The 263-nt window shown below is 80.6% G+C and carries 1 pseudogene; it reads right to left on the bottom strand.

The window, feature by feature from the left end:
- Nucleotides 1–263, bottom strand: a pseudogene (locus QWY28_RS23795) (primosome assembly protein PriA); the annotation flags it as partial.

The following is a 263-nucleotide window of genomic DNA, read 5'->3' as shown; positions in this document are numbered from 1 at the left end:
TCGAGCTTGCGGGCCGAGCGCACCCGCTGCAGCTCGCCGAGCGCCCGGCCCAGCTCCGCGGCGTAGGCCCGCGGCACCCGCACCACCGCCCGCACCTCCGGGTCACCGGTCCCGGTCGCGGGCCCGGTCGCGTGGTCGGCGCCCGGGACCGGCCCCAGCACCTCGGCGACCTCCGGCAGGCTGAGCAGGGTCAGCGCGTCGTCGACGGCGCCCGGCTCGCCGGTGATGGTCGCGAGCCGGCTCGCCGGCGGCAGGTGCGCCTC

The sequence above is a fragment of the Nocardioides oceani genome (assembly GCF_030412965.1).
GTDB lineage: Bacteria > Actinomycetota > Actinomycetes > Propionibacteriales > Nocardioidaceae > Nocardioides > Nocardioides oceani.
This window is presented reverse-complemented; position numbering and strand designations above follow the sequence as displayed.